Genomic DNA, 26,073 nt, shown 5'->3' with positions numbered 1-26,073 from the left:
CACCAGTTATATTAATATTACTGTTCTTCATACTAAATGTGAATAGTTAAGTACTCTTTAACATCAGGTGGCCAAACCCAGTTTTCCTGCCATTAAGAAAATCATTGTATTCCCACATTTCCCGGTCTTCAAACCATATGATCTTTTAAAAGCTGCTTTGGTCTTATTTTCCAATCCCCCTTCCGCACCATTACTGATGTTTGCTGTAATCGATTCAAAAATTCCATGTGAATATTTCTTGATCATCTTTGCTAACGTGACAATTTCTTTGATATTGTTGTGTGTTCCCCAATAATATCAGTTATCAAGACAATGTCTCCTTAGCTAGCGTCACCAATCTGCTGTAAATGAATCCTATACCTATCTTTCCTTAGTCTTCCATCAATTGAATGGAAAGAAAGATATTAAAAATAACACTCAATGTTGAGTAAATCTACAAAAAACAAATATGACCCATTGATATAGAACTACTAAAAAAACTTGAGATGGGCCTAACCGGATTTGAACCGGTGATCGCCCGGTTATGAGCCGGGCGCTCTAACCTGACTAAGCTATAGGCCCTCAAAAAAGAATAAGTAGAAAACGCCGCCAACAGGGCTCGAACCTGCGACATTCTGGTTAACAGCCAGACACTCTACCAGCTGAGTTATAGCGGCACTTGATTGCGCTTCAACGCACGAGTCCTCCTAATGCAGTTATGGAACTTAAACCTTTTGTTCGAAAACGCAAAAAGCCCGCAACAAGCAGGAAATTTAGCAATTTTGAGCCATGGTACCACCTCAAAATACCCTTCAAAGACCGCCGTATTCGCCATAGATGTTGATAGGTTCCCCACAATTGCGGCACTTGTGCTCCGGAGTCATATTATACTCGCTCACATCGAAGAGCCCACGCTTTATCAGCAGTTCACCACAGGAAGGGCAATATGTGCTCTCATACTGGTGACCGAATACGTTTCCAATGTAAACGTACTTCAGGCCTTCATCCAATGCAATACCATGAGCCACCTCAAGCGTTTCCACCGGTGTCGGAGGCAGGTGCTTCATTTTATAATGTGGCTGGAAGCGAGTAAAGTGTATAGGAGTATCGGCACCCAGATTTTCATATACCCAGGTGGAGAGTTGCCGTAACTCATCCTCGGAATCGTTCAGTGTCGGGATGATGAGATTTATGACCTCCACATGCATTCCAAGTTCCTTTGCCAGTTTTGCAGATTCCAGCACAGGTGCAAGCTTTGCACCGACGGTCTCCTTGTAGAACTCTTCCGTGAATGCCTTGATGTCCACCCTGAAAGCATCAAGATAAGGTGCGATGTGCCGCAGCGCTTCCGGAGTGATGTAACCATTGGTCACATATACCGTTCCCAGTCCAGCTTCTTTTGCCAGCTTTGCAGAATCATAAGTGTACTCATACCAGATGGTTGGCTCGTTGTAGGTCCAGGCAATGGAGCCGGAACCTGTCGCAATGGCCCTGTCCACTGCTTCCTCAGGAGTGATCTCCACGGATACAGCCTCATCCAGCTTGACCTGGGAAATGGTCCAGTTCTGGCAGTGCTTGCACCTAAAATTGCATCCGATGGTACCCAGGGAATAAGCCTTTGAACCCGGTTTAAAGTGGAACAATGGTTTCTTCTCTATCGGATCAACTGCCTCACTGGAAACTGTGTTGTAGATCAGGGAATAAAGCGTACCATCGCGGTTCTCCCTTACCCCGCAGATGCCTCTTTTACCGGAAGATATCTTGCACCTGTGATTGCAAAGGTTGCATCGTACTTTCCCCTTATCCAACTTTTCATAGAACATTGCCTCTTTAAGCATTAGAATTCCCCAGAACAACATTATCATAGATGCTTAAAAAACCTTCTTTTGCATAAAATAGAAAATTGAAGCAAAAAAGATAAAAAAGAAGAAATGTCCCCCCAGTGAGGGGAAAGAAAAAGATCAATAGTTTCTGGTCACCATGTAGTCTGCGATAGCAAGCAGAAGGTCCTTTGCTTCAGAGTTCTCAAGAATATCGAGCATCTTTTTACCATTTTCAAGGTAAGATGCAGAAAGTTCCTGTGCATACCCAATAGAACCGGATCTCTCAAGTATGGCAACTGCCTCATCGATCTGCTCTGGGGTAGCAGTTCCACCTTTTCCGAATATATCAAGCTCAACGCCATTGTTGAGAGCATGAATAGCTATCAGTGTCCTCTTGCCTTCTATAAGGTCACTTCCACGGACCTTGCCGAGGATCTCTTCAGGGGTCACCATGTCGATGACATCATCCTGTATCTGGAAACTGATACCTACAAGACGACCAAACTCATAAAGTGCATCTGCAACCTCATCGGAAGCTCCGCCGAGCAGGGCACCGACCTTTGCTGCTGCGCCATAGAGAACAGATGTTTTCTTCTCCACCATCTCAAGATATTCTTCTTCTGAAACAGTATCGCGGGTCTCGAAATCAACATCCATCCACTGGCCTTCGCATATTTCAGTACATGTCTTTGAGAGAAGAGCGACACACTTCAGTATGCGTTCAGGATCCTTCTCCATAGATGAGATTATCTCAAAAGCCTTGGAATAGAGAGTATCTCCTGCGAGGATAGCACCTGCACTACCCCATTTTACATGAACAGCAGGCATTCCGCGCCTGACATCATCATTGTCCATTATGTCATCATGTACAAGGGTGAAATTGTGAACCAGTTCCAGAGCCACTGCTGCCGGAACAACTGACATGGGGTCGCCACCCACAGCCTCAGTTGCAAGCATAAGGACTGCAGGACGGAGGCGTTTTCCACCTGCGTCCGGCAAGTATCTTGATGCTCTGTAAAGCTCTTCAGGATGCTCGATCGGGAGCAGTTCCTCTATACCCATATCGACATGCACACTTCGTTTTTTAATTTCATCCATAAGATCCATACTAACCACGACCATGTTACAATTCAAATGATCATTCTTCAATATATAGTTCTTCACCATTTCTCAACAGGTGTACGGTATCGCCCAGAACGTATCCGGCATCTTCTGCCATCTCAATATAAGCACTGTGCATCTCGATAGTGCCATGTGCAGGAATGACGTGTTCCGGATTGATCAACCTCAGAAGCTCCCAGTGATCTTCACGATAGGCATGTCCTGAAACGTGCACGTTATCATAGATACGGCCACCCCTCATTCGAAGCTTGGTCTCCAGTGCATAACGGTTTGCCTGGGTCATTGGACTTGGGATCACATTTGCAGAGAAGATTATACGATCTCCGGACTCAACCTCATAAGGAGTGTTACCATTTGCAACTCGTGAAAGAATAGCACCAGGTTCACCCTGATGACCAGTTACAATAGGCAGGTATTTTTCCTTCCCTTCTTTCATGATCTTCTTGAACGCCTTATCGATATCCTTCCTCTTACCGTAGATCTCTACATTATCAGGGAAATCAATGTATCCCATATTCTTTGCAGTTACTACATACTTGTCCATGGAACGACCCATCAATACAGGAATACGACCCATCTCTTCAGCGAACTGGATGATCGAGTTAATACGGGCTATATGGGAAGCAAATGTCGTTACGATCATCCCAACATCGGATTCCTCCGTACCAAGAAGTACATCACGAACCATGTCATGAGCAATTCTCTCAGAAGGTGTTTTTCCTGCACGGTTTGCGTTGGTACTCTCTACCATCATACAGATAACGCCTTCCTGTCCGAGTTCCCTGAGCCTGTCAAAGTCCGGCTGCTCACCCAGCGTAGGTGTACGGTCAAGCTTGAAATCACAAGCATAAAGTATAGCACCAGCTGGTGTGTGGACTGCTACGAACACAGCGTCGATTATACTGTGCTGGACACGTATCAGCTCAATAGATACATCATCATTGACCTGGTAGATACCACCTGCTTCAACAGGGATGATCCTGTTCTTTACACCGAACTTGCGCTCAGAGTCTATCTGCTGCTTAACAAGAGCAACGGTGTACGGAGTACCAATGATCGGTGCAGTGTACCTGTGTGCAAGCTTTGAGATAGCACCAATGTGATCAAGGTGCCCGTGTGTACAAACGATAGCAGCAACGTTGCCGTTGACCTGCTTCATGATAGTATCATCAGGTATAGCACCCATTTCGATCAGTTCAAGAGAATGCATCTTATCAATTTCCACATCCTCATGGATCTGGACCCTATCCAATCTAAGACCCATATCTACGATAATGATGTCTTCGTCAACCCTTATAGCAGTCATGTTGCGGCCCATTTCATTATATCCGCCAACTGCTATTATTCCAATATCTGTCATATTTTCCTCCAATAAATTTTGGTTACTTTCAATACAAATTATTCCTTTGGTCCCTTGACCAAAAAATGAATGTGAATTGTTGTTGTCGTTTTGATCCGGATCGCTCTTTTACAGATACGACCTTACTTAAAGTTCATTTATGTCAAAACCACGCTGTGTTATGTATTCCTTTGTCCAGCCTGTGACCACGGTCTTCGAATCAGTGCGAAGTTCACTGACAGTTCCACATCCGCAAAGGAACATTGCAACTCTCAGTTCATTGAGCATGCCTGACAAACTTTCTACCACCGCATCTTTCCCAATTAGTGCAGGCCCAACAAAAGGAAGCGCTGCACTTGCAGCATATGCTCCCAGAGAGAGGGATTTTGCAATATCAAGACCTGTCCTGACACCACCTGTGGCTATCACAGGAAGTGAACTTCTGCATTCAAGCACACTGGAAACCGTAGGAATACCAAAATCCCAGTATAGGTTTCCCAGATGTTCGGATACGGTATCACCGCTTTCATTTGCCCGATAGACTTCCACGCCGGACCAGCTGGTTCCGCCAACTCCTCCAACGTCTATTGCACTGACACCTGCTCTTTTAAGCATTTGTGCATCTTCTTTGGAGACACCTGCACCTGTTTCCTTTGCAATAATCGGGACCTTCAATGAGCATACTTCTTCTATAGCTTCAAGCACACCGGTAGCATCCCTGTCACCTTCAGGCTGTATAGCCTCCTGTAGGAAATTAAGATGAACTGCCATTGCGTCCGCATCCAGCATTTCCACAAGCCTTTCAATGGCTTCCAGATCATATTCCCTGAGCTGGGCTGCCCCGATATTTCCATAGATAAATGCATCTGGTGCCACATCGCGGACGACACTGAATGAATCTTCCTGCTCAGGGTCCTCTATGGCAGCCCTCTGGCTACCCACGCCAATACCAACACCCATTTCTTCAGCAGCTTCTGCAAGTGCTGCATTTACCGGCTTGGTATCCGGGTGGCCACCGGTTATGGATGCTATCAAAAAAGGTGCCTTCAGTTCCCGTCCAAGGAATTTGGTGGATAGATCGATCTCGTCCATATTGATCTGAGGCAGTGCTTTGTGTACAAGCATCACATCATCGAATCCTGATGTGACATCCCTTGATTCTACCGGACGCTGCGCACAAAGCTCGAGATGTTCTATCTTTCTCTTGGATGTACTCAAATTTATCAAACCTGTAAATGTATATTATGAATCTTTAATTGCAGTCCCGATATTTTCACCATTCAGAAAACTCGAAACATTCCCTGCAACTGTTGCATTGAATATATATGAAGTTATACTTGATGCTTTTCCAAGCTCCAGCATCTCAAGCACTTTCCCAAGCATGCCACCGGTCACATCCGTACCTGCAGAGCCGCCGATATACCTTTTCACATCTTCGAAATTTCCCGAAGTAATCACAGGAATAGTGTTGCCTTTATCGTCAAGGACACCATTTGCAGCACTGCCAACACCGATGCGGGAAGCACCAAGTGCCGTTGCAAGATAAGGTATTACCTGATCACCTGATACGATAGATACGCCTTTTTCAGTATCCATTACTACATCACCATGTAATACCGGCACAAGACCCTTTTCAAGCATCAAACGAATACTTCCCAGATACATCTCTGAGATCCTCCCATCCTTTGCGACAGTGCAACCCATTGGATGCACTGCGATCGCATTGACACCTTCTTCATCCAGGATGTCCACGACGATCCTGTTCAAAGATTTTACAGCCTTGTGGGTGACAACAGCACCCTCTGCATGGAACCTTTCGGTAAGTGCATACCTCTTCGCCTGAGGATGACCAAATGAACCAGCCCCATGCACAATGATAAGTTTCCCTTCAAATCCTGAGATCTCGCGCGCAATGCGGACTATCTCCTCTTCCCAGGCAAGACCATCCTTCGAATTCTTGTCGGTGATGACGCTCCCGCCAATTTTCAATATTGTGATATCGTTTGTTGAACTCACAGGGATTCCACCCTTACACCAATATCCGTTGCTTTTGTCACAACAACTTCCCCGCCTGCAATAGCAATGGCAGCAGCTACACCATCCACACGTTCATGCGGAGCGATCGCCACCATACAACCACCGCCTCCGGCACCGGTTATCTTTGCACCATATGCACCACTGTTACGGGCAGCATATGTAAATGAGCTTAATTCAGAACAACCCACACCAATAGCATCCAGAAGGCCCTGATTTATATTCATGAGCTTGCCTACGGAAACATAATCCTTTGCGTTCACAAGCTCCTCGCCTGTAACTGACATCTTCCCAATGGATGACAGAACAGGACCGATAACGTCAGGGAAGCTCTCGTTAAGTTCTGCAACATTTGCCACAAGCTCCTTTGTGGAAGAGAAAATATTGGTGTTACCGATAACGATGCCACAGTCAATAAGATCAAGTCCCTTGCGTTGGGGTATCATGACAACACCACCCATGGTGCAGACATATGTATCTGTCTGACTTGCAGCACCCTGTATCCTCTGCTCGACCTCATGTCCCGTTCGTGCGACATCATCAAGCTCAAGATCAGTGCCAAGCAAAGCATCCAATGCCTTTATTGTTGCTATAGTAACAGCAGCAGACGATCCAAGTCCGGAACCAACGGGTATCTCGGACTCGATGCTGATGCTTACACCTTCAAGAGATGATATATCCTGGAAACGCTCTACAACCGCTGAAACATAAGGGTGGGTTTCAAAGTCAATGCCTGTAGTCCCGAGGCTGGAACTAATAGTAATGGAATCTGCAGGGGCAACACTTACACGTGTGCGTATATCCACTGCACAACAGATAGCGGGTTCACCGTAAACTACGGCATGTTCACCGAAAAGATAGACTTTCCCCGGTGCGGAACATATGATCATCTTCAAAGCCCCTTTGTACAGAATATCATTCCACAATGATGCCAGCATATCCTACAACCATAGGATCGCCTGAAACCTCTCCGCTTGTGGCGTATTTGACCAATTTGGTGCTCTTTGCACCATATTCCTTTGCAGCGCTCAACATTGCTGAGATCGGACCATATCCACAGGCTGTGATGTTCTCCTCTGATCTTCTGCGATAAACTTCAGGCACATCCATATCCAGAATAGCTTCTATCAGGTAATGGTCTACACGCTCAGCATGCTCTGCCGAAACATAATGTGACATATCACTTGATGCAATGAAAACTACCTTCATTCCGGACTCTTTGGCTGCACGTGCAACTTCCTGACCTACTTCCACAGCAGTTTCCTCATCCTGCAAACCCATGCATATAGGCAGGATCTTGAAATCATTCCCGAACCTGTGCTGAAGGAAAGGTATCTGTACCTCTATGGAATGCTCGTACCTGTGGGCGATCTCATCCATATCGATAATGGTACCTGCAAGAAGTGTGCCAATATCTTTGTCGGTCTCGATCTCCCCAAGTGGGGTCTTCCACGTATCCTGTGACATTGCCACAGGGGACCCATAACCTGTATGGTTCGGTCCAAAAAAGATGTACGTATCAGCTTTAGGTAAGCTTGCATAAACATTTGCTGCAACTGACCCCGAATACACATATCCTGCATGAGGGACCACTGCTCCGATCACATCACGAGAAGTGATCTCAATGTCATTAAAACACCTGGAAACCTCTTTTTTAAGGGTCTTCGGACTTAACGGATAGAACTGACCTGCAACAGTTGGTTGTCTCATACTATTGTCACCTCTTACGCCCCCCAATGGAACATCTACTGTATGAGTAATGGTGCAACGAAAAATGAGAACAGGTCGTTTAAAGACCTGTTTCAAAATCGGTTGACTCGTAGTTGAAAGGAATGCCCCTTTCGTTTGCAACTTCCCTTGCAAGAAGCCAGTACACAAGAGAAAGTGCTTTCCTACCCTTGTTGTTGGTTGGGATAACAAGATCGACATTGGATGTCATGTTATTGGTATCACAGAATGCAACTACAGGAATACCTACGCTGACAGCTTCCTTAATTACCTGTGCATCTCCTGCAGGGTCTGTCACAATAATTGCATCTGGCTCATAGAAGCCTTCCTGAACAGGGTTTGTAAGAGTACCGGGGATGAACCTTCCAACTCTTGAAACTGCGCCTATTGCCTTGGAGAACATGGTTGCAGGATACTGACCGTACTGACGTGCGGATACAACAAGTATTCTGGAGGGGTCATATTTTGAAAGGAAATGTGCAATTGATCTGATCCTCTCATCGGTTGACTGGATGTCAAGCACGTAAAGGCCATCTGTCCTTACACGGTAGACGAACTTCATCATGTTCTGGGTCTTCTGCTGTGTACCAATGTGTACACCTGCTGCCAGATACTCATCGATAGGCACTAATGATGTTGATTCGTTTGCTTCCTGTGCTGCTGCGCTTTCTTCAGCATTAACTTCAATATTTTCTGTAGATTCCATAAATTCACCTCAATTATTCTTAATTTCTCTTCACTGTAACTGGTATAACACCTTTCTCAAATTCCAATGTGGCTATGTGCAGCGAATCAGTGCTATCATCTTCGATCAGTATTGGAGCTTCCATTGCTATCTGAAGTGATCTTGCACCGATGATCCTTGCACGCTCATATCTAGTAAACTTCTCTTTGCTCAACTGATCACCTTATAAAAAGTCCGTCATTAGAAAGAACGATTTGGATATATCGATAAGTGATATTATATATTAACAAATAACCATGAACCAAAAGTAGTTTTATTCATTTGTTAGTTTGGTCTGTTAAATATGAAATGGTATTCGGAATCCCTCCGAATATGGTCATATACAATCTCTGCTGCCTATCGGTCATCCCTGTAAAGGGAATCATGGGACCGCTGAGATTTGAACTCAGGTACCGGCGTGGTTCGCACAGACTTGAAAGAAGAACCATGTCCCGAACGCCGAAGGATGGTCCAGGCTACCCTACGGTCCCTTTCACTGATACGGAGCCATTATATCCACAAGGTTGACGTGTGCAAGGAACATACGCCTGCAGCAGTATCTTGTGAAGTTAAGATCATCAAGTACCGCAGCAGGATCTTCTCCATCCTTTACACGCCTGGTATACTCTTCCCAGCTTCCTGCAATTACTTTTCCACATGTGAAACAGCGAACTGGAATCATTGTAACTACCTACCTTACCTGTAAGATTTCTGATATTTAGCGCGAGCGCCAGGTCCACCGAACTTCTTGGTCTCCTTCTGTCTGGAGTCGTTGACCAGAAGGTTCCTGTCGTATGCCATAAAAGCATCCCTTAGGTCGGTGTCGTTGGTCCACTCAACAATACCTCTTGCGATAGCAGTTCTGATCGCATTTGCCTGGCCAATGATGCCGCCGCCACTTACCTTAACATCAATGTCAAGGCCGGAAACTGCATCCCCTGCCAGCATAAGAGGTTCGATTATCTTAAGTTTTGCAAATTCAGGTTCATAGATCTCAACAGGTTTCTTGTTGACCCTTGCCTTACCTGTACCTGCAGAAACTGTTGCACGTGCAATTGCAGTCTTGTTTTTACCTGATGAATTGACAACTTTAGTAGACATGAATAAATCTCCCTTAGAATTTAGCACCTAATTTGCGGCTTACATCACCAATGGTCAAATACTTGTTAGAACTTAAACGTGTCATGTTTGCTCCATCAACAGTTGTAAGTTCTGCTTCCTCGAACTCAGTAGGAATTCCTACATAGATCTTAAGGTTAGCCATTGCTTCCTTGCCCCTTGCGCGCTTGTATGGAAGCATTCCCCTGACAGTCCTCTTGAGGATCCTGTCTGGTCTTTTTGGGAAGTAAGGACCGAATTCACGTGTGCCCATGTTCCTGATCTCTTCATACTCTTCAAAGGTTGTTACCTTTGAACCGGAGATCACAGCATTCTCAGCATTTACAATTGCGATCTTCTCACCTGCAAGCAGTCTCTTTGCAACGTTACTTGCAAGTCTGCCCATAATTAAACCATTTGCATCGATTACCGTCATTTGAAACACCTCACTTCAAGATCTTGATACCAGAACCTGCTGGATTTTCTTCCAGAACCTGTTCAATGGTAATGCACTTTCCGCCTGCACTTGTGATCTTATCAACAGCAGTTGTGCTGAAACCCAATGCTGCAACAGTTACAGCGTGTCCCAGTACACCGGCACCCAGTACTTTACCAGGAATCATTACCAGTTCATTTTCTGCTGCATACCTGTTGATCTTGCTCAGATTTACCTCAGCATAGTTCCTGTTAGGTTTCTCGAGCCTCTTTGCCATATCTTTCCAGATAGGTGCGTCGTTGTCACGTGCTGAGTCTTTCAGCACTGCGATTAACGATGGAATCCTTGGATTGGTTTTCCTTGAGATTTTAGCTTGTGTTTTTTTTCCCATAATGTCCCTCCGCAAGATTTTCTTACTCACGCATTTCTGCGTTCGAACATCTTTGAAGATGTATCAGTTAATAATTAACTGGAGTTGCACATAATTATATTAATAGTACATAAAGATTATGCGAAATACGAATGTTAGTGTTGATCAGAAATACCTGATACCCTTTGATAGACCTCATCGAAAAGGTCCCCGGCATCACATCCTATGTCATGAGCCACCAGCAAAGCTGCCACTTCCGCATCAATAAGACCTGCCAGAGAATCCTGTTTAATATTTATGCGTGAAGCAACCTCTTTTTTGCTCATACCGCTATTTGTGATGAGAAGGTCCATTATCTTCTCAATATTGCCTTTTTCCCGAAAGAGATCTTCAGATGGTTTGAACCCTGCAGGAATATCCACTGCATCAGCATCCATATTCAGGACAAGTTCACCATTTTCAAATTTCAGGATAGAAGACATGATAGCCTGGTCCCTGACCTTTGATGCCTGTGCCGGAGACATCCATTTAAGGTCAAAGGACAAAGCAAATTCAAAATCCTTTATAGAAAGAGAAGATGTGGCATTCTTCTTGAAAGGTGAAGCCACTACCAGGCTAAGTTCATCCATCATGCACCACGTCGAAGTTCATCTATGATCGTGTCTGCCACCCGGCCACATTCAGTGCGCTCCTGACCATCTATGTGGTTGACCCTCAAGGTAAGTACCTCAGACTCAAGGATAGCACGCACAAGATACACATCGCCCCTTATAGGTACCCGATTATACTTCCCATCAAGATAACTATAGGTGAGAGTCATCCTGAAATCAATGATACCTTCAGGTTCGATCGTATCGATCACAGAATCTACGGTCTCGTAGTTAAGAGGAGCAAAATCCATACTGTTCATCGCGACCTCAACACCGATCTCCCTTTTTGCCTGAATACGATGCCCTTTCTTGGTCGTGGATTCTGTCACGAACATTCCGAATTTACCATCCATGCCTGCCATGACCTTTACAAAAAAAGGCAGGTCGGAATAGTAACGGTGCTTCTGCTCGAACTGGACCTCCCTGTGAGGGAATCGGTGGTATACGCGCTTTCTCATCATATGTGATCAATACTCCCATTTGATCCGAAAATAATAACATGGGCGTATTAACCCATGCATTGGTGACATATAAATTAAAGTGTCACAAGTGTTGCATCAAGTATGCCGTCAATTCCACGGATCTCATCAAGGATCTTCTCCGAAACCTCAACATCCACATTAAGTGCCATTATAGTCTGTCCACCAACCTCTACACGTCCGACCTGCATACCGGAAATGTTAATGTTGTTAGCACCAAGTGTCATGCAGCATGGTCCGATAACATTCGGGCGGTTAATGTGGTTCGAAACGATCATGTAACCTTTCGGAACCAGATCTACATGCTGACCGTTGATCGTTATGATCTTTGGTTCACTTCCCACCACAGCACCTGTAACAGACCTGGAATTAGAATCCTGGAAAAGCTCGATACTAATAGTAGAAGCATACTCATCCGATGTCTCAGACTTGCTTTCCACAACTTCAATATCCCTTGACTTTGCGAGAGCCGGTGCATTAACATAGTTCACAGCAGAGCCTAATGCAACCTCAAGAACACCCTTAATAGCTGCAACTGTCACAGCTCTTGTGTCCTTTTCTGAGATCTCACCTTTGTAGGAGATCCCGATCTTGTCATAATTCGCATCCAGAAGCTGTGCTGCTGCACTTCCCAGAGTTTCAGCAAGGCCTATGTATGGAGCCAGTACAGCCATGACCTCAGGTTTGACAGCAGGAATATTAATAGTATTACGAGCAGAACCGCCGTTGAGGACAGATATAACCTCTTCAGCAACAGAAACTGCAACATTTACCTGAGCTTCCTCAGTAGAAGCACCCAGATGAGGTGTCACGACCACATTGTCAAGGCCAATGAAAGGACAGTCAAATGGTGGTTCGCTGGTGAAAACATCAATAGCAGCGCCTGTGATCTTACCTGCTTTAAGTGCATCGGCAAGAGCCTCTTCGTTTATGATACCGCCACGGGCACAATTGATCACCCTTGCAGAGCTCTTCATCAGGTCGAACTGAGCTGCATCAAGGATATTACGCGTCTCTTTTGTGAGCGGTGTGTGAACAGTAATGAAGTCCGCCCTCTTTGCAATATCATCAACAGTGGTAAGCTCGACACCCATAGCCTTTGCACGTTCTTCTGTAATGAAAGGATCATACGCAAGAATATCCATCTCAAGACCCTGTGCACGTTTTGCAACTTCAGCACCAATGCGTCCAAGACCAATAACTCCAAGTGTCTTGCCATTTACCTCGACACCCATGAAGTTCTTACGCTCCCATTTCTTTGCTTTAAGAGAAGCATTTGCCTGAGGAATGTTCCTTGCCATGGACATCATCATAGCAATAGTGTGCTCTGCTGCTGAAAGCATGTTACCTTCAGGTGCATTAACAACAATGATCCCTTTTTCAGTTGCAGCATCAATATCAATATTATCCACACCAACGCCGGCCCTTCCGACGATCTTAAGATTGTCTGCAGCTTCGATGACCCTGCTTGTTACCTGGGTACCGCTGCGGATCACAAGAGCATCGAAATCAACGATCTTCTCTACAAGCTCATCCTCTGAAAGACCTGTTGAAACATCGACGTCAAAATGCTCCTGAAGTTTTGAAACTCCTTCCTCTGATAATGAATCACTTACCAATACTTTCATTTTTTGTATCTCCGGATATGATCAATGATCTGTGATATTAATATGGACACTAACGACTGTTTATGTCTGTCCAATAATGATAAACTGTGCCCTTCATCTATCATAAAACACATCCTTCTAAATATAGCTAACTATTCTATAGAACAATTGAACAGGGATCATTGCGATAACATGATCCCCATTCAAAAAAGATGAGACTAAATAAAGTTTGAAAGGACCATAAGGCCCTTTATTTGATGTACAGACCACAGCGGCATGAACCGCGTGTCTCCACATCACGGCTGCGAGCAGCACATGGACAGATGATCTTCTTGTCCTTTTCCGCATCCCCGGTCCTCTTCTGACAGAAACAATACCATTCACCAAATTCACGCTTGTTGTTACAAATACCCTTTACAGCAGTGGTGATGATATCATAATCCGGATTCAGTTTATATCCGGTTGCTTCTGCATTTTTCTTTGAGCTTTGATAGAATTCTTCCTCAAGTTCGCCTTCAAATTTCATTTTCAATCACTTCCTTATATTCAATTAGCTTTATTCAATGCAAGTTCTGCAAGTCTTATACCAAGATCCCTGCAAGCCTTAAGATCATCTTCATAAGGCCTGTACTTAACCTGCAGGCCGGGTTCCGTGATGTCAAAACCAGATGACTTTAGCATTTCCTCCACGCCCTTTACCGCACCGCCGCCCCAGCCATATGAACCAAATGCAACAGCACTTTTATCTTTAGGACGAAGCCCCTTTAGATATGTCAGGAAACCCGATACTGTAAAGAACATAGTACCATGCATAGTAGGAGATCCAAGAGCAATTACAGGAGAGAACATCAGCTCCTTTAACATCATGCTCCAGTCATTCTTACGCAAATGGAAAAGCTTAGCTTCGACGCCGCCCTCACGGACGCCCTCGAGAATTTCCTTTGCCATGATCTCAGTACTATTCCACATAGTATCATAAATGACCAGTACTTTTGGAATTACTTCCCTTTTTGCCCACCTCAGATAAGCTTCTACGATACAGGAAGGGTCCTCCCTCCAGATTACACCATGCGCTGGTGCGATCATATCAAATTCAAGACCAAGATCTGCGATCTTCTCAGCATACTTTAGGACCTTTGACCCAAATGGCATCAGGATATTAGCATAGTAAATAGCAGCATCCTCAATAGCACCGCCCTCCACTTCATCCTCGAACCTTACGGAGGTAGCAAGATGCTGTCCGAAGGCATCGTTGGAGAACAGTATCTTATCTCCTTTCAGGTAGGTCTGCATACTATCCGGCCAATGCAGCATTGGAGTTTCAATGAACATCAAGGTACGGGAACCAATATCAAGTTCATATCCAGTATCCACAACCTCAAAATCCCAGTTCCTGCAGCCACCTGCCCCATAATGTTCATTCAAACCGGTCTTACCATGCTTTGTGCAGAAAACCTTAGCATCCTTTGCCAGTTCCATGATCGCAGGCAGACCACTTGAATGGTCCATCTCCACATGGTTTGAGATCACATAATCGATCTTAGACGGATTAACGATCCTGCGTATCCTCTCGATCATCTCAGGAGCAAATTCCGCTTTCACAGTATCTATAAGTGTTATCTTTTCGTCGACGATAAGATAAGCGTTATATGTACCACCTTTAGGAGTTGCATAGCCATGGAAGTCGCGCAGGTTCCAGTCAACAACCCCTACCCAGTAAATGCCTTTTGCAATCTCAAGATTTTCATCTTTTGGACCCATAAAATATACCTCAAAGGATCAGGTCTGCATCCTAAAACCTGTAACTGATGCAAGCAATCCGTCGATCAGGTCGTAGTGATCCCTTTCAACTGCAGCAAGCTTTTCAAAGAATTCGCGTTGTCCGGAATCAGAAGATACACTTGAAAGCATCAGGTAAAGGTCTTCGGTCTTTCGCTCAAGCCGCATGGCAGCCAGCATCACACCAACCTCACCAAGATCCTCACCAGTGAACTCTGAAGCGAATGCTTCCCTGAAATCAGGCATATCTGTGTCCTCCTCAATGGAAAGATCTTCACCTTCCAGATAACTTTGCAGATATTTAGCATGTTTCTTTTCTTCTTCTGCAAGGTACAGGAACATGTCTTTGGCAGCAGGATCTGTGGCAGATTCTGCAAACTCCAGATAGAAATCCCTGCCCTGGTCCTCAAAAGAGATTCCCAGCTTCACAGCATCTTCAACGGAACCGATATTTCCCACATCAGATAATTCGTTTGATACATCCTGAATAATACCATCTCCTTTTATTGTATATTGCCAAAGAAATAACAGGCATAACTTGATACCTGCGTTTGTTTCCCCATCAGTACAGAAATGAACTTCCCCAAAAAAGAAACGGCTTTCACGACTTAAAAACCTTTCTGAAAGCAGGAAACATAAAGCCACATGTACTTCCAGGAAGCCGTCTTTGTTAGAAACCTTTTTATTTGACTGTAAACATTAGGACATTGCATAACGATTATATATTTTATATCGTCAATATTGTTCACTTTAATTAAGAGGAAGTGTTATGGACAAAATAAAAATCGCAATCGCAGGACTCGGTAACTGCGCCAGTTCACTGATCCAGGGCCTTGAGTACTACAAAGACAAAGCGGAAAAAGATGCGATAGGACTGATGCATTGGGATGTCGGCGGGTACAGACCTTTTGATATTGAAGTAGTAGCAGCATTCGACATCGATGAGAGAAAGGTCGGAAAAGATGTTGCAGATGCTATTTTCGCACCCCCTAACTGCACAACAGTCTTTTGTCCCGACGTACCAAAGACCGGCGTAAAGGTCACGATGGGAAACATCAAGGACGGCGTCTCCGAACATATGGCGGACTATGAAGATGAATACAGGTTCGTCCCTTCCACCGAGAAGGAAGCCACAGATGAGGAGATCGTATCCGTATTAAAGGATTCCGGCGCAGAGATCCTTTTGAACTTCCTTCCGGTGGGTTCTGAAATTGCAACACGTTTCTATGCACAGTGTTCACTGGATGCAGGTGTTGCTTTTATCAATAACATGCCAATATTCATTGCCAGTAATCCTGAATGGGCACAAAAGTTCGAAGAAAAAGGAATCCCGATCATAGGGGATGATATTAAAGCACAACTTGGAGCTACCATCACACACCGCACCCTTGCAGATCTTTTCAGGAAGAGAGGAGTTAAAGTTGAAAGGACATACCAGCTTAACACAGGCGGTAACACAGACTTCCTCAACATGCTCAACAGAAGCAGGCTTTCTTCCAAGAAGACATCAAAGACAGAAGCGGTGCAGTCAGTACTTGCCGAAAGACTTGATGACCACAACATCCACGTCGGACCAAGTGATTACGTCCCATGGCAGCAGGACAACAAGCTATGCTTCCTGAGGATGGAAGGTAAGCTTTTCGGCGATGTGCCAATGAACCTCGAACTCCGCCTTTCAGTGGAAGATTCACCAAATTCCGCAGGCGTGGTCATCGATGCAATCCGCTGCTGCAAGATAGCATTGGACAGAGGAACAGGTGGAATACTTTACTCCCCAGCATCATATTTCATGAAGCACCCACCAAAACAGTTCCCTGACGATGATGCATATCGCATGACAAACGAATTTATCGAAGGTAAAAGAGAAAATTAAAGCTCCCGATGCTCTCATCCCCTGCCAACCCGAAAACCCTTGTTTATGGGGTAGACTTCAGCGGTTCAAAGACTGCATGTAAGAAAATATGGGTCAGCAGGGGCACGATACATAAAAGAACACTTCATATCAGCAGTTGTTGCCCAATATCCGACCTGATGCCCGAAAGCATCAGGAAGGACAGGGATAACTGCCTTGCTTTTCTCCAGGACCTTATTTCAACTGAAACAGAGGCTATCTTCGGCCTTGATTTCCCATTCGGACTGCCTGAAGCAATACTCAACGGCCAGGATTGGGAAAGTTCAATACTGAATTTTTCGACCAAATATGAATCTCCTGATGACTTTCGTGCCAAATGCCGTAATAGAACGGGCAACAAGGAGATAAAGCGTACAACTGACCGTCAGAAAAAAGCTCCTTTTTGTGTTTACAACCTGAGGCTTTACAGACAGACATACTATGGCATCAGATACATACTGGAACCATTGCTAAAGAAAAAAGGTGCCCGTATAATACCAATGCAGACACCACTGCAGCATAAGGCTTCCGTAGCAGAGATCTGCCCTGCCTGTACACTCAAGAGAAATGGTATTTATGTACCCTACAAAGGAAAGAACAACAGGGAACTGGAAAACCGCCGCATGATACTATCCGCTATAAAGAAATGGAAAATAGAACTTGAAGAGGAAGTCATGAAAGCGGCTCTTGAGGATACAGAAGGTGATGCCCTTGATAGCATAATTGCAGCATATGCATCCTATCGTGCATTGCAGGAGATGGCAACTGATATACACTTAGCAGAAGAATACATTTCAGAAGGAATGATCTGCGACTAAGGATAAGCTAAAGAAATATCTGATTAAAGAAAGACAATATCAAATCCGATTAACAAAATAATTAGCAAAAAGAACAAGAGGAGGACTAGATCCTCCGACATGAACCCGACAGATAACTTATTCTTGATCCAGACCCACAAGAGCATAGAGGTCTTCGGGTTTCTCAAGCAATGTGATATTCTCCATCTGTGCAAGTTTTTCCGAATTGGACACATCCACCTCACGCATCTTAAGTGTCATCTTCCTGCCGTTTGGTGCAGACGTATCCACAGTTCCTCTTTTCTGGTCAACTGCCAGAATATAAATTGGAGTATCGCCCTTGGCAGTCTGGGCAACTACATTTGTTACCAGCGAGTCGGCAATACCATAGACGATCTTGGCAACACTGTTCGCTGTAGCCGGTGCAATGATAAGAGCATCATAATGACCTACCTGAAGAGGACCGGCAATAAACGGGGAGTTCGGACCGGCATCAGTCTTAAAGTTAGGGAAATCCCTTTGAATGGCATCCCACATCCGATACCATTTCATTATGGTCTCCCCTTCCTTTGAAAGGAAAACCATGAACTCGACATCGGTGCGTTCTTTAATATCACGCATTACTTCATAAGTTTCAGCGATCTGGTCGCCTGAACCTGTAATACCCCATGCTATACGTTTCATGTTACAACCTCACGATCAATAGTTCTCAGCCATTACCTCGAAATAGCCCTGTGGATGTGCACATGCAGGACATTCTTCAGGAGGTTGCGGACCTTCATGAATGTATCCGCAATTGCGGCATCTCCATGCAACAGTACCATCTTTCCTGAAGACCATTTCATGGTCTATGTTAGCAGCAAGTTTGCGGTAGCGCTCTTCATGGCCTTTCTCTGCGATAGCTATGTGACGGAACACATCTGCGATCTCGAGGAAGCCTTCCTTTTCAGCCACTTCTGCAAACTCCGGATACATTGTTGTGTGTTCGTAGTTCTCGCCTTCAGCAGCAGATTCAAGGTTGGTTCTTGTATCGGAGATGATGCCTGCTGGATAGGAAGCTGTTATTTCCACCATACCGCCTTCGAGGAACTTGAAGAGTCTTTTTGCATGCTCTTTCTCATTGTCAGCAGTTTCAGCAAAGATGGCAGATATCTGCTGGTATCCTGCCTTTCTTGCAACTGATGCAAAGTAGGTATACCGGTTCCTTGCCTGTGATTCACCTGCAAAGGCCTTCAACAGGTTCTTTTCGGTTTCAGTTCCTTTTAGTTCCATATAATCCACCTCATTTTATTATAAATCGAACAATTGTTAATAAATACTTCTCAGAATCCCACAAATGCTTCCTTCTTGATCTGTTTTTTAGGCACACCCATGTTAAGTAGCAATTCTTCCGTTGCTTTCATCATCGCCGAAGGACCACATACGTAGATAACACGTTCCATGAGATCAGGGATATAATCCATAATAATAGTATCACATATACGTCCCGTACAACCCAACCAGTCGTCTCCCGCCCGCGTCAGGGTATGCACAATCTTGAGGTTGGCATTTTTATTTTCCATTTCCCCCAGTTCATCCCTGAATGCAATATCTTCAGCTGTTTTATTACTGCTCAGAATAATGATATTCGTGCCTGACCTTGTGTCACTGCAATACCTGCAGATGCTGACCATAGGAGTGATACCGATACCACCACTGATAAGAGCGATCTTATCGAACTCACCTTCGAACGTGAACCTTCCATATGGACCGTTTATGACTACAACATCACCTACATCCATAGCATCAAACTCATTAGAGAACTCATGCCCTGTGAGCTTCTTGGTAAATTCCAGAAAGCCCTTTTCAGTCGGACTGCTCGATATTGTGAAAGGCTTGCGCTGGACCTCTCCGTTTACAGGAATACTGACAAAGAAATACTGTCCCGCTTTATACCCGAAGTCTTCAGGCCTTTCGAACCTGAAGCTTTTAACATCGTGAGTTTGTCGTATTATCTCAGACAGAGGTGCTTTAAATTCCATTTACTTGCCCCCCATAGATGCGTTTTTTACCATCTGAGCAGTCTGAATCAGCTTGCGGACGGTCTTTCGCATACTCCTCAAACCTTCCTCATCTGCATCCACACCCTCAGCACCTTTGTCCTGTGACCAGAAAGTACCTCCAAGATTTGAACCAAAGGAACCGCCGGACACGGGGAGCATCTCATTTATGATATAAAAATTGTGAATGGTCTGCAAAGCCGGCTCCTGCCCACCTATGCGATCACCACCATCAGCCATACCTGCTCCAACTTTGTTCATAAAAACTTTCGGATCACGGGCAACCACAGCGCGGCACCTGTCCATCATAACTTTCGTCTGCCCGCTAAGCGTTCCCTGGTAGACGGGAGTGCCGATTATCCAGGCATCTGCCCATTGCATCTTATCATAGAGTTCCAGCATGTCATCCTTATGTATGCAACCCTGTTTGGTCCGGATGCAATGATCACAATGGATACAGAACTTCAGGTCCTTTCCTTTTGCAGAGAAATATTCAGTTTCCACATCATATTTCTCCTCAGCAAATTCCAAAGCCGCCCTGACCATGTGATCTGTTGCCTTCTTTCGAGGGCTCCCGGATATTCCAAGCAGTTTTATTACATTACCAGGTATGTTAATTCCTCCAACGTTATTTTTTGGTCCTGCAGATACAAACCACTGCGATCAGGGACATTACAAGCAAGAGTGCACCAAAACCAGGCGTCGGTTCAGATGGAATATCAGCCTCACCATTGATAGAGCCATAGGCATTAGCCATATCGATCACAGGAACATCGTAAGTACCTTCACCAAATAGTTCGTCTACCATATCCTGCGGTGCAGAACGATATAATAACTTTGCTTCAACAAGTATCGGATCCACCGCATCTTCGGGCATGACGAAAGAATGGGATTCAACTTCAGTTTCTTTCGGAAGGATCCTGTTATCAGAAACAATGGATTCAGCTTCCCACAATTTTGTAGTAATCTGCCCGTCAGGATCAGCAAGGACAGTATGATATATGACCGCATCTTCGATGTTGCCTTCCGCATCGAGCCGTCCTGAACCATACAACTGTTTTCCTTCAGCATCGGTAACAGAAACCTCCAGCCACATCTGCCTAACCTCAGCAATACCTGTTGGAAGCTTATGTCCGGCTCCGGAATTGGTTATTGAGACATCAATGGTGATATCTTCACCCGAACTTGCATCTTCCGGCACAGATACTTCAATTATTGCAGCCTTCTGGAGCCTCTCCTCGGCCTTTTCACCATATAGACCATCGCTAAGGACCTCCAGCATGAAGACATTTCCCCCAACTATTTCATGTATGGAGATATGCTCCCTCTTCGGAGCACTGGATGCAGATCTTCCGGGGTTTGCCTCAAATTGTGTTATTCCAGGAGTCATGTGGCAATCCTGACAGGTAACTTCCTCCTCAGCATACTGGCTGTCTGCCCAGGATGTGTAGGTGTCATCAAGAGGCAGACCATTGAAAGGACTGTTCACATTGTGACACATTCCACAATATTCAGCTTCTGTGTAGAACTCATTGAACTCCGACTCGTGGAAGGCCGAAGGTGCATCATCAAGTGGTCCCCACTTTACATCACCGGGACTTGAAACAAATGCACCGTCACCGATACCTGCACCTTCAGGGACAGTATGACAGAGATCACATTGAACACCTTCTAACGCCACATCACTTGCCATAGAACCATCGATTGGAGGAACTTCACCAGCCAATACACCTATAGGTGTGTGGCAGCGTGAACAGAATTCATCCGTCTGGCCACCGGTCTCTTCACTTGCCATTAGCAATTCTGCCTGATAAAGTGGATCAGTGTAGGCGTAAGCATGCATACTCCCCTGCCATTGACTACGTATTATAGCATGACAGTTGGCACACTTTGACTGGCTTACGAAGTCATCCGAATCAAGTTCACCAACAGAGGTAGGTTCTGCTGCAGTAGCAGTACCTGTGACCAGCAGGACGAACGATGCGAAAAGTAACAGGATAAAACAATAGTGAATAGACCTTATGCGAAATCCCCCTCGATAGATTGTAGCGATATATAATTGAAAGAAATAATTGAAAGAGGGACAATCCTTAAAAAAAGAGGAACGCAGGAAAAAATGCGATCCTTTATGGATTGTACCTTTTGTTCCACTAGAAAAGTGGAAGGATAGGTTATTTTAACAACTTCAGTGCATCGCGGCATGCTGCAATAGCAGGTGCCCCTGATGTGATGGAGATCACTTCCATTGTTTCCATTATCTCTTCTTTTGTTGCACCGTGCTTTAATGCGCTCTTCATCTGTGCCACAGTACATGATTCACATTGCTTGGATGCCACAACAGCAAGAGCCATCAAGATCTTTACTTTTGCCGGAAGGGCACCGTCGGATAGTATATTGTGGTCACATCTGCTATATTTCCTGACAAAATGAGGATCTATGGCCTCCAGTGTTTCAAGGATTTGTGGCGTAAAGCCCATCTTTTCCCCGATACTTTCTATTACTTCCCTGCTTTCACTCATGTCTGATCACTCCCTTTAAAATGATAAGTACCCCATAATGAATATCAATCGAATGCATCAACTATTGTATTGCTCAGACAGTAGTTGCACATGATCCTCGGAAGAGCATTGTGCAAGCGTGTGACCTCAGGTGGTTTTCCAACAGAAACAGGAAGTATAAGTTCTTTCGAATGATCCATGCAAAGACCTTTTCCACATACGATACAAACAGCTACAGCTTCAGTGTCTTTGCCCTCTTCCATACAGTCATAACATTTCATCATGATACTCACCTCACTTGTTTTCCACTAGGGTTTTCCACTAAGGCATCGTGGCATGGAGTGCACAATATCTTAAGCAGTGGCTGCATGTCCTTTAGTTTACAGGAATCACCCATGCACCTGAGCCTGATGTCAAATTCACCATCCCATTCAGGAATCTTCTCACGCACAAGATGGTCTTTACAAACCCCTCTGCCACATACGATGCAGATACCTACGGCATCTGAGTCTTTTCCGTTCTTTGCACATTCATAGCATTTCATTCGATCACCTGATTCTTTTTCGAAAAAGTGCTTTTCCAATATTACTCAACATCTATACTGCACAGGATATTTTCCCGAAAGGCATCAGCAATACATGCCCTGATAATGATTTATGAGCACAATAAAAGGAAATATTTTGACAGTTGCCTGAAAATACATCCCATCAACACAATTCCCAAATGTATTGAAAGATAACCCCGGAAAGTCCCTGGAATCACATATATTATGGATTCGTCCTTACTCTTAAAAATAGGTTAGATCAATATTTATGCATATCGGTATTTGCACAAAGGACTGCCAGAAAGCTACAGGCAAAAGAAAAGGCCATGTAAAGATAATCTTTCGCAAAAATATAAAACTATTTCTATAATTTTCCTACAATTTTGAGATAAGATCGTACAAACAGATATAAGCATAGCATAATAATAACCAGACGTCCGAGATAAACCAATAAGGTTTTAATATATGCATGTAATCCTGAATAGCATTATTAAATTGGAGGATTTAAATGACATTCGGAATAGAATTCGTGCCAAATGATCCAGTGCTTAAGATCGCACACTACGCAAAGCTCGCAGAACAGCAGGGATTTGACAATGTGTGGATCACAGACCACTACAACAACCGTGATGTTTACTCAACACTGGCAGTTCTTGCCATGAACACAAACAGTATTAAGCTCGGTACCGGCGTTACAAACCCCTACACAAGGAATGCAGCAATCACAGCTTCCAGTATCGGTGCTATTAACGAGATATCCGGCGGACGTGCGATCTTAGGTCTCGGCCCTGGTGACAAGGCAACCTTCGACGCAATGGGAATCTCCTGGGACAAGCCATTAACAACCACAAAGGAGAACATTTCCGCACTTCGTTCCTTCTTCGCAGGCGAAAAGGTCACAATGGACGGCGACATGGTCCAGTTCGGCGGCGCAAAGTTGGCATTCAAGACCGGAGACGTACCTATATACATGGGTGCACAGGGTCCAAAGATGCTCGAGCTCGCAGGAGAGGTCGCAGACGGTGTACTAATCAATGCATCACACCCAAAGGACTTTGAAGTAGCAGTCAAGCAGATCGCATCCGGTGCAAAGAAAGCAGGCAGGGATCCAAAGGACGTAGATGTTGCAGCATATGCATGCTTCTCTATTGACAAGGATGCTGCGAAGGCAAAGAGCGCAGCAAAGGTCGTTGTAGCTTTCATCGTTGCAGGTTCACCTGACATGGTTCTCGAGCGCCACGGCATTGATGTCGCTGCAAAGGGAGACATCGGCGGAGCAATCGCAAAGGGCGACTTCGGAGCTCTCATGGGCGATATGGTCACAAGTGACATGATGGATGCATTCTCCATTTCTGGTACACCGGATGACTGTAAGGCAAGGATCAATGAATTGCTTGACATCGGTGTGACCCAGATCGTTGCAGGTTCACCAATCGGACCAAACAAGGAGAAAGCAATAAAACTCATCGGAAAGGAGATCATCGGAGGAAACTGATGGTTCATCCAAAAATTATGGACGTCATCGAGTTTGACGTCTGTACTGCTTGTGGGGCATGCGTATCAGCATGTCCTGCCGGTGCAATAACAATGGGCAAGGCTGCGGAGATCCGCGACCCTGACAACCTTGAACTTTACTCACACGGTGCTGCCCCTAATGTATGTGAGGGATGTCTTACATGCAGCAGGATCTGTCCTGTAGTGGATGGTTACCTTGAGGATGAGTTCGCAAATGTCAGAAGCTTCCTTGCTGCAAAGAGCAACATTGCCGGTCAGGACGGCGGTGTTACCTCAGCTATTGCACGGTCACTCCTTAGACAGGGTGAGATCGACTGTGTTGTCGGTATCACTATGAACGAAAAATGGGAAACAGAGCTTGTAGTCTTTACTGACCCCGAAGATGTAGAGAAGGCAAAAGGTACAAAATACACATACGATTCCGTTCTTTCCATACTGAGAGATCCATTCAACCAGTACGAAAAGATCGCTGTGATCGGCGTACCATGCCAGGCACACGCTGCAAGGCTCATCTCTGAGAATGTCAACGACAAGATCGTCCTTATCGTAGGTCTGCTCTGTATGGAGAGCTTCCACCACGATGTCATGACCGAGAAGATCATCCCGGAGATTATGGGAGTCAACATCGAAGATGTCAAAAAGATGGACTTCGGAAAGGGTAAGTTCTGGGCATACACCAAAGACGGTGAGGAACACAACGTACCGATCTCAAAGATCGCTCCACACGCAAGGAACCCATGCCACCACTGCAATGACTACACATCAGTCTTTGCTGACATCTCAGTAGGTTCAGTAGGTACCCCCGATGGCTGGAACTGTGTATTGATACGCACCGATGCCGGTGAGAAGTACTTCAAGATGGTCGAAAGTGAACTTGAGTTCATGGAAGATCCAAAGCCAGGAATGGGACTTATCGAGAAACTTGCAAAGATGAAACATGACAACAACTCTGCTCACTATCTCGAGGTCTGTGAGAAATTCTCCTTTGAGGATGGCGGATTCCGCTGAAATTGTTGTACCATGAATATGAAAAGGGCATTTTACATAGGGCGCTTCCAGCCATTTCATCTTGGTCACTACTCTGTGATAACAAGCATCGCAGAAGAGGTTGATGAACTTATTATAGGGATAGGAAGTGCCCAAAGGACCCACGAAGCGAATAATCCGTTCACTGCAGGTGAACGAGTTATGATGATACGACATGCCCTCGAAGACATTGATGTTCATTTCTATGCTTTACCCATTGATGACATACAGCAAAATCCAGTATGGGTATCATACGTAACATCAAGAACCCCTCCATTTGACACAGCTTATACCAACAATCCCCTTGTTATCGAACTTTTTGAAGAAGCAGGAATAACTGTAAAGCAACCACCAATGTACCTCAGGGAACAGCATTCCGGCACAGAGATACGAAGACGTATGCTTGCAAATGAGGAATGGAGACATCTTGTCCCTGATGCTGTTGCAGATGTCATCGATGAGATCGATGGCGTAAGGCGTCTAAAACGAGTATCCAGAACCGATGGGTTCGATTATTGATAAAAAAGAGACTTGTTGTTGTTTGATTAAAAAACAGACAGATGGTGACACAATGCCACCATCATGATAAGTTTAA

At 44.9% G+C, this 26,073-nt stretch carries 32 protein-coding genes, 3 tRNA genes and 1 pseudogene; 5 read left to right on the top strand and 31 right to left on the bottom strand.

Features of this window, described 5'->3' with window-relative positions; all coding sequences use genetic code 11:
* Positions 1 to 63: 63 nt before the first annotated feature.
* From BMX02_RS09880 to BMX02_RS09770, 23 genes and pseudogenes are all read right to left on the bottom strand, one after another.
* Positions 64 to 297, bottom strand: a pseudogene (locus BMX02_RS09880) (transposase); the annotation flags it as partial.
* Between the two features lie 189 nt (positions 298 to 486).
* A tRNA-Ile gene (locus BMX02_RS09875) sits at positions 487 to 561 on the bottom strand.
* Between the two features lie 22 nt (positions 562 to 583).
* Positions 584 to 656 (bottom strand) — tRNA-Asn (locus BMX02_RS09870).
* Positions 657 to 791: 135 nt separating this feature from the next.
* Positions 792 to 1,817: an AmmeMemoRadiSam system radical SAM enzyme gene (amrS, locus tag BMX02_RS09865; protein WP_091690523.1), complete on the bottom strand. Its 1,026-nt coding sequence runs from the start codon at positions 1,815 to 1,817 to the stop codon at positions 792 to 794.
* Positions 1,818 to 1,940: 123 nt separating this feature from the next.
* A complete protein-coding gene (locus BMX02_RS09860; RefSeq protein WP_091690637.1) occupies positions 1,941 to 2,909 on the bottom strand; it encodes a polyprenyl synthetase family protein in 969 nt (322 codons plus the stop codon).
* Between the two features lie 31 nt (positions 2,910 to 2,940).
* Positions 2,941 to 4,284, bottom strand: coding sequence for an RNase J family beta-CASP ribonuclease (locus BMX02_RS09855; protein WP_091690522.1), 1,344 nt, complete (start codon positions 4,282 to 4,284; stop codon positions 2,941 to 2,943).
* A gap of 126 nt (positions 4,285 to 4,410) precedes the next feature.
* A complete protein-coding gene (fni, locus tag BMX02_RS09850) occupies positions 4,411 to 5,490 on the bottom strand; it encodes a type 2 isopentenyl-diphosphate Delta-isomerase (RefSeq protein WP_091690521.1) in 1,080 nt (359 codons plus the stop codon).
* Between the two features lie 15 nt (positions 5,491 to 5,505).
* Positions 5,506 to 6,279: an isopentenyl phosphate kinase gene (locus BMX02_RS09845; protein ID WP_091690520.1), complete on the bottom strand. Its 774-nt coding sequence runs from the start codon at positions 6,277 to 6,279 to the stop codon at positions 5,506 to 5,508.
* Positions 6,276 to 7,187, bottom strand: a complete 912-nt coding sequence (locus BMX02_RS09840) for a mevalonate kinase (protein ID WP_091690636.1) — start codon at positions 7,185 to 7,187, stop codon at positions 6,276 to 6,278. The genes BMX02_RS09845 and BMX02_RS09840 overlap by 4 nt, the downstream gene beginning before the upstream one ends.
* A gap of 25 nt (positions 7,188 to 7,212) precedes the next feature.
* Positions 7,213 to 8,007, bottom strand: coding sequence for an MEMO1 family protein (locus tag BMX02_RS09835; RefSeq protein ID WP_091690519.1), 795 nt, complete (start codon positions 8,005 to 8,007; stop codon positions 7,213 to 7,215).
* A 79-nt stretch (positions 8,008 to 8,086) separates the two neighbouring features.
* Positions 8,087 to 8,731, bottom strand: coding sequence for a 30S ribosomal protein S2 (rpsB, locus tag BMX02_RS09830; protein ID WP_091690518.1), 645 nt, complete (start codon positions 8,729 to 8,731; stop codon positions 8,087 to 8,089).
* A gap of 19 nt (positions 8,732 to 8,750) precedes the next feature.
* Positions 8,751 to 8,924 (bottom strand): DNA-directed RNA polymerase subunit K, encoded by a 174-nt coding sequence (locus BMX02_RS09825; RefSeq protein WP_091690517.1) that lies wholly within the window; start codon positions 8,922 to 8,924, stop codon positions 8,751 to 8,753.
* A 210-nt stretch (positions 8,925 to 9,134) separates the two neighbouring features.
* Positions 9,135 to 9,240 (bottom strand) — tRNA-Pro (locus BMX02_RS09820).
* A 2-nt stretch (positions 9,241 to 9,242) separates the two neighbouring features.
* Positions 9,243 to 9,431, bottom strand: a complete 189-nt coding sequence (locus BMX02_RS09815) for a DNA-directed RNA polymerase subunit N (protein WP_091690516.1) — start codon at positions 9,429 to 9,431, stop codon at positions 9,243 to 9,245.
* A 14-nt stretch (positions 9,432 to 9,445) separates the two neighbouring features.
* Positions 9,446 to 9,850 carry a 30S ribosomal protein S9 gene (locus BMX02_RS09810; RefSeq protein WP_091690515.1) on the bottom strand — a complete coding sequence of 135 codons (405 nt, stop codon included), beginning with the start codon at positions 9,848 to 9,850 and terminating at the stop codon, positions 9,446 to 9,448.
* Between the two features lie 13 nt (positions 9,851 to 9,863).
* Positions 9,864 to 10,283: a 50S ribosomal protein L13 gene (locus tag BMX02_RS09805; RefSeq protein ID WP_091690514.1), complete on the bottom strand. Its 420-nt coding sequence runs from the start codon at positions 10,281 to 10,283 to the stop codon at positions 9,864 to 9,866.
* 10 nt (positions 10,284 to 10,293) lie between these two features.
* Positions 10,294 to 10,674 (bottom strand): 50S ribosomal protein L18e, encoded by a 381-nt coding sequence (locus BMX02_RS09800; RefSeq protein ID WP_091690513.1) that lies wholly within the window; start codon positions 10,672 to 10,674, stop codon positions 10,294 to 10,296.
* 134 nt (positions 10,675 to 10,808) lie between these two features.
* Entirely contained in the window at positions 10,809 to 11,282 is a 474-nt protein-coding gene (locus tag BMX02_RS09795; protein WP_091690635.1) for a DUF2240 family protein, read from the bottom strand.
* On the bottom strand, positions 11,282 to 11,761 hold the full coding sequence (locus BMX02_RS09790) for a hypothetical protein (RefSeq protein ID WP_245725355.1): 480 nt from the start codon (positions 11,759 to 11,761) through the stop codon (positions 11,282 to 11,284). The genes BMX02_RS09795 and BMX02_RS09790 overlap by 1 nt, the downstream gene beginning before the upstream one ends.
* A gap of 77 nt (positions 11,762 to 11,838) precedes the next feature.
* Positions 11,839 to 13,410 (bottom strand): phosphoglycerate dehydrogenase, encoded by a 1,572-nt coding sequence (gene serA, locus BMX02_RS09785; RefSeq protein ID WP_091690511.1) that lies wholly within the window; start codon positions 13,408 to 13,410, stop codon positions 11,839 to 11,841.
* Positions 13,411 to 13,639: 229 nt separating this feature from the next.
* The gene (locus BMX02_RS09780) at positions 13,640 to 13,915 is read right to left on the bottom strand and encodes a ferredoxin-thioredoxin reductase catalytic domain-containing protein (protein ID WP_091690510.1); all 276 of its coding nucleotides are present in this window, start codon (positions 13,913 to 13,915) and stop codon (positions 13,640 to 13,642) included.
* Between the two features lie 20 nt (positions 13,916 to 13,935).
* Positions 13,936 to 15,150, bottom strand: coding sequence for an FprA family A-type flavoprotein (locus BMX02_RS09775; RefSeq protein ID WP_091690509.1), 1,215 nt, complete (start codon positions 15,148 to 15,150; stop codon positions 13,936 to 13,938).
* Between the two features lie 18 nt (positions 15,151 to 15,168).
* Entirely contained in the window at positions 15,169 to 15,813 is a 645-nt protein-coding gene (locus tag BMX02_RS09770) for a ferritin family protein (protein WP_177165266.1), read from the bottom strand.
* A gap of 124 nt (positions 15,814 to 15,937) precedes the next feature.
* On the opposite strand from BMX02_RS09770, the gene BMX02_RS09765 reads away from it, so the two are divergent.
* On the top strand, positions 15,938 to 17,041 hold the full coding sequence (locus BMX02_RS09765; RefSeq protein ID WP_091690507.1) for an inositol-3-phosphate synthase: 1,104 nt from the start codon (positions 15,938 to 15,940) through the stop codon (positions 17,039 to 17,041).
* Positions 17,042 to 17,049: 8 nt separating this feature from the next.
* Positions 17,050 to 17,877, top strand: a complete 828-nt coding sequence (locus BMX02_RS09760; protein ID WP_091690506.1) for a DUF429 domain-containing protein — start codon at positions 17,050 to 17,052, stop codon at positions 17,875 to 17,877.
* Positions 17,878 to 17,994: 117 nt separating this feature from the next.
* Here BMX02_RS09760 and afpA read toward each other — a convergent pair whose 3' ends face one another.
* The 8 genes from afpA to BMX02_RS09720 form a co-directional block, all read right to left on the bottom strand.
* The gene (gene afpA, locus BMX02_RS09755; RefSeq protein WP_091690505.1) at positions 17,995 to 18,540 is read right to left on the bottom strand and encodes an archaeoflavoprotein AfpA; all 546 of its coding nucleotides are present in this window, start codon (positions 18,538 to 18,540) and stop codon (positions 17,995 to 17,997) included.
* A 15-nt stretch (positions 18,541 to 18,555) separates the two neighbouring features.
* Complete coding sequence (rbr, locus tag BMX02_RS09750; RefSeq protein WP_091690504.1) at positions 18,556 to 19,128, bottom strand: rubrerythrin; 573 nt, start codon at positions 19,126 to 19,128, stop codon at positions 18,556 to 18,558.
* A 50-nt stretch (positions 19,129 to 19,178) separates the two neighbouring features.
* Positions 19,179 to 19,877 (bottom strand): ferredoxin--NADP reductase, encoded by a 699-nt coding sequence (locus BMX02_RS09745; protein WP_091690503.1) that lies wholly within the window; start codon positions 19,875 to 19,877, stop codon positions 19,179 to 19,181.
* Positions 19,878 to 20,507: a flavodoxin family protein gene (locus BMX02_RS09740; RefSeq protein ID WP_091690502.1), complete on the bottom strand. Its 630-nt coding sequence runs from the start codon at positions 20,505 to 20,507 to the stop codon at positions 19,878 to 19,880.
* A 16-nt stretch (positions 20,508 to 20,523) separates the two neighbouring features.
* The gene (locus BMX02_RS09735) at positions 20,524 to 21,864 is read right to left on the bottom strand and encodes a multiheme c-type cytochrome (RefSeq protein WP_256360057.1); all 1,341 of its coding nucleotides are present in this window, start codon (positions 21,862 to 21,864) and stop codon (positions 20,524 to 20,526) included.
* 202 nt (positions 21,865 to 22,066) lie between these two features.
* On the bottom strand, positions 22,067 to 22,414 hold the full coding sequence (locus tag BMX02_RS09730; RefSeq protein WP_091690500.1) for a carboxymuconolactone decarboxylase family protein: 348 nt from the start codon (positions 22,412 to 22,414) through the stop codon (positions 22,067 to 22,069).
* A gap of 44 nt (positions 22,415 to 22,458) precedes the next feature.
* Complete coding sequence (locus tag BMX02_RS09725; RefSeq protein ID WP_091690499.1) at positions 22,459 to 22,677, bottom strand: DUF2180 family protein; 219 nt, start codon at positions 22,675 to 22,677, stop codon at positions 22,459 to 22,461.
* 5 nt (positions 22,678 to 22,682) lie between these two features.
* Entirely contained in the window at positions 22,683 to 22,937 is a 255-nt protein-coding gene (locus tag BMX02_RS09720) for a DUF2180 family protein (RefSeq protein ID WP_091690498.1), read from the bottom strand.
* Positions 22,938 to 23,445: 508 nt separating this feature from the next.
* Here BMX02_RS09720 and mer point away from each other — a divergent pair.
* The 3 genes from mer to BMX02_RS09705 are packed head-to-tail and all read left to right on the top strand — an operon-like array spanning position 23,446 to position 25,997.
* Positions 23,446 to 24,432, top strand: coding sequence for a 5,10-methylenetetrahydromethanopterin reductase (gene mer, locus BMX02_RS09715; RefSeq protein WP_091690497.1), 987 nt, complete (start codon positions 23,446 to 23,448; stop codon positions 24,430 to 24,432).
* Positions 24,432 to 25,460: a F420H2 dehydrogenase subunit FpoF gene (fpoF, locus tag BMX02_RS09710; RefSeq protein ID WP_091690496.1), complete on the top strand. Its 1,029-nt coding sequence runs from the start codon at positions 24,432 to 24,434 to the stop codon at positions 25,458 to 25,460. The genes mer and fpoF overlap by 1 nt, the downstream gene beginning before the upstream one ends.
* A gap of 12 nt (positions 25,461 to 25,472) precedes the next feature.
* Positions 25,473 to 25,997, top strand: a complete 525-nt coding sequence (locus BMX02_RS09705; protein ID WP_091690495.1) for a nicotinamide-nucleotide adenylyltransferase — start codon at positions 25,473 to 25,475, stop codon at positions 25,995 to 25,997.
* The last annotated feature ends 76 nt before the right edge of the window (positions 25,998 to 26,073 follow it).

The sequence above is a fragment of the Methanococcoides vulcani genome (genome assembly GCF_900111645.1).
In the GTDB taxonomy this organism is placed as follows: Archaea; Halobacteriota; Methanosarcinia; order Methanosarcinales; family Methanosarcinaceae; genus Methanococcoides; species Methanococcoides vulcani.
The sequence above is the reverse complement of the archived record's forward strand: the minus strand, read 5'-3'. Positions and strand labels throughout refer to the sequence as shown.

Excerpts from the sequence above, each read along its gene's own strand:
- amrS (WP_091690523.1), bottom strand. The coding sequence starts at position 1,817 with ATGCTTAAAGAGGCAATGTTCTATGAAAAGTTGGATAAGGGGAAAGTA.
- BMX02_RS09860 (WP_091690637.1), bottom strand. The coding sequence starts at position 2,909 with ATGGATCTTATGGATGAAATTAAAAAACGAAGTGTGCATGTCGATATG.
- BMX02_RS09855 (WP_091690522.1), bottom strand. The coding sequence starts at position 4,284 with ATGACAGATATTGGAATAATAGCAGTTGGCGGATATAATGAAATGGGC.
- BMX02_RS09840 (WP_091690636.1), bottom strand. The coding sequence starts at position 7,187 with ATGATCATATGTTCCGCACCGGGGAAAGTCTATCTTTTCGGTGAACAT.
- BMX02_RS09835 (WP_091690519.1), bottom strand. The coding sequence starts at position 8,007 with ATGAGACAACCAACTGTTGCAGGTCAGTTCTATCCGTTAAGTCCGAAG.
- rpsB (WP_091690518.1), bottom strand. The coding sequence starts at position 8,731 with ATGGAATCTACAGAAAATATTGAAGTTAATGCTGAAGAAAGCGCAGCA.
- BMX02_RS09815 (WP_091690516.1), bottom strand. The coding sequence starts at position 9,431 with ATGATTCCAGTTCGCTGTTTCACATGTGGAAAAGTAATTGCAGGAAGC.
- BMX02_RS09810 (WP_091690515.1), bottom strand. The coding sequence starts at position 9,850 with ATGTCTACTAAAGTTGTCAATTCATCAGGTAAAAACAAGACTGCAATT.
- BMX02_RS09805 (WP_091690514.1), bottom strand. The coding sequence starts at position 10,283 with ATGACGGTAATCGATGCAAATGGTTTAATTATGGGCAGACTTGCAAGT.
- BMX02_RS09800 (WP_091690513.1), bottom strand. The coding sequence starts at position 10,674 with ATGGGAAAAAAAACACAAGCTAAAATCTCAAGGAAAACCAATCCAAGG.
- BMX02_RS09795 (WP_091690635.1), bottom strand. The coding sequence starts at position 11,282 with ATGGATGAACTTAGCCTGGTAGTGGCTTCACCTTTCAAGAAGAATGCC.
- BMX02_RS09790 (WP_245725355.1), bottom strand. The coding sequence starts at position 11,761 with ATGAGAAAGCGCGTATACCACCGATTCCCTCACAGGGAGGTCCAGTTC.
- serA (WP_091690511.1), bottom strand. The coding sequence starts at position 13,410 with ATGAAAGTATTGGTAAGTGATTCATTATCAGAGGAAGGAGTTTCAAAA.
- BMX02_RS09780 (WP_091690510.1), bottom strand. The coding sequence starts at position 13,915 with ATGAAATTTGAAGGCGAACTTGAGGAAGAATTCTATCAAAGCTCAAAG.
- BMX02_RS09775 (WP_091690509.1), bottom strand. The coding sequence starts at position 15,150 with ATGGGTCCAAAAGATGAAAATCTTGAGATTGCAAAAGGCATTTACTGG.
- BMX02_RS09765 (WP_091690507.1), top strand. The coding sequence starts at position 15,938 with ATGGACAAAATAAAAATCGCAATCGCAGGACTCGGTAACTGCGCCAGT.
- BMX02_RS09760 (WP_091690506.1), top strand. The coding sequence starts at position 17,050 with ATGCTCTCATCCCCTGCCAACCCGAAAACCCTTGTTTATGGGGTAGAC.
- afpA (WP_091690505.1), bottom strand. The coding sequence starts at position 18,540 with ATGAAACGTATAGCATGGGGTATTACAGGTTCAGGCGACCAGATCGCT.
- rbr (WP_091690504.1), bottom strand. The coding sequence starts at position 19,128 with ATGGAACTAAAAGGAACTGAAACCGAAAAGAACCTGTTGAAGGCCTTT.
- BMX02_RS09745 (WP_091690503.1), bottom strand. The coding sequence starts at position 19,877 with ATGGAATTTAAAGCACCTCTGTCTGAGATAATACGACAAACTCACGAT.
- BMX02_RS09730 (WP_091690500.1), bottom strand. The coding sequence starts at position 22,414 with ATGAGTGAAAGCAGGGAAGTAATAGAAAGTATCGGGGAAAAGATGGGC.
- BMX02_RS09725 (WP_091690499.1), bottom strand. The coding sequence starts at position 22,677 with ATGATGAAATGTTATGACTGTATGGAAGAGGGCAAAGACACTGAAGCT.
- BMX02_RS09720 (WP_091690498.1), bottom strand. The coding sequence starts at position 22,937 with ATGAAATGCTATGAATGTGCAAAGAACGGAAAAGACTCAGATGCCGTA.
- mer (WP_091690497.1), top strand. The coding sequence starts at position 23,446 with ATGACATTCGGAATAGAATTCGTGCCAAATGATCCAGTGCTTAAGATC.
- fpoF (WP_091690496.1), top strand. The coding sequence starts at position 24,432 with ATGGTTCATCCAAAAATTATGGACGTCATCGAGTTTGACGTCTGTACT.
- BMX02_RS09705 (WP_091690495.1), top strand. The coding sequence starts at position 25,473 with ATGAATATGAAAAGGGCATTTTACATAGGGCGCTTCCAGCCATTTCAT.